General features: G+C 37.6%; 1 protein-coding gene. It reads right to left on the minus strand.

The window, feature by feature from the left end:
* Positions 1–1,617: IS1182 family transposase (locus QOW94_RS10910; RefSeq protein ID WP_283680484.1), on the minus strand; the 1,617-nt coding region annotated here is incomplete at its 3' end.
* Positions 1,618–1,760: the final 143 nt, after the last annotated feature.

Here is a 1,760-nt window from a genome sequence, read left to right on the forward strand (position 1 = left end):
GAAAATATGGTCCAGTTTTTCTTTTACCGCTAAGCAAGGAAATAAAATAGCCATCATCAAAGCCAATTTATTCATATTTGCTGCCATTAGGATAATCCCTAATTCATTATTTACTTGTCTTAATCCACGTACCGATAAACGACGGAAACGCAAATTAGCCTTCAAATTTCCGAAGACTGGCTCATCTTCTAATTTTCGCTTAGCGAAAATAGCCTTTCCTTCAGGACTTGAAAGCTGTTCACGTACATATTCCTTTTGTGATTCCCATTTGGGATTGATCTTGATTCTACGTTGGTTACCGGATCTGGTTGTTGACCAGTAATAGCCTTCTGGATCATCATACTCATCGGCTTGATATACTTTAAAGTCACGCTCAAATCCACTTGTATCTTTTCGATGACTATGACCATAGTATGAAAAGCGGATGTTGTGATTATCCACATAGTAATCTTCATCCGAATTATAATTCCAGTTCATCACCTTACTAGAATCCGTTTGATACTTTTTAGATTGCTCTTTCAGGTACATTGTGTACGGGATTAGCGGCACTTTGCCTAGCTTATCCTTGATAAATTTATAATTTCGTTCACTTCCGTATCCGGCATCAGCGACTATATATTTAACTGGTGTTTGCTGAAAGTTCATTACTTGTAAAAATGGGATTATCGTACGCTGGTCAGTTGGTCTTTGATTTACCTGATAATAAAGTACAAATTGTGATTGAGTGGCTATTTGCAAGTTGTATCCTGGTTTTAGTTGACCGTTTTGCATCGGGTCTTCTTTCATTCGCATAAATGTTGCATCGTGATCTGTCTTTGAGAAACTGTTACGGTCGCCAAATAGTTTAGTATAGTGCTGATATTTTTTCTTTCGTGGTAAGTACTCATCTTTGACTAAATGTCTGAGGTGCTTTAGTATCCGTCGCCGACGTTTGTGCTGAGAACCACCAACTGCTGGCCTCTCCAGTTTAACTTTTTCATCTAGTTCAGATATTTCTTGATCAAGTGCTGCTATTTCGGATTGAAGGACTTCAGGATCCGTCGGATCCATTTCACTTTCAATCTCAACGTTAACTTTGTTTTGAATCAACTCACTAAATAGCTTTTTAGTTTTTTGATCAAGCTTCTTTTCAAATCTTTCAATATTTTTACGCCATACAAACGAATATTTATTTGCATCGGCTAGCACCTTGGTTCCATCAATATAGATTGCTTCATCGGATAAAAGGTTGTTGTCAATTAGTGATTGACGAAATTGTAAGTACATTAAGGCAATCAGCTTAGTTGTTTTTGAATCCGTCCGGAAACGATTGATTGTTCGATAACTAGGAATTACATCCGCATCACCAATCAACCACTTCATCGGAATATTTTCTTCCGCCATCTGTTGAATTTTTCTACCAGAAAAGACCTTACGAGAGTATGCAAAGAGTAACATCTTAAGCAACATTAATGGTGAGTACTGGGGCCGACCGAAGGTTGGCTCTTCACCATAGACTATCTGATAAGGAATGGTATCCACAAATGAGCTGATTGCTCGAGCGATGTGGGTTTCTGGAATAGAAATATCCAAAGGTAATGTTAAAGTCGTTTGATTATTGTTATAATGTCTGTACATAGAGATTCACTCCTATCCTTGGGTTTTAGTCGATTTAAGAATAGCAGAGTTGAATTCTCTGTGCTACGTAAAATGCAAAAAAGCCTCGGAAATTTTTATTTCCGAAGCTTTTTTGCTTTAACTAGGACTTTTGTCCCAGCCTC

It is taken from the genome of Lentilactobacillus sp. Marseille-Q4993 (assembly GCF_951230165.1).
GTDB lineage: Bacteria > Bacillota > Bacilli > Lactobacillales > Lactobacillaceae > Lentilactobacillus.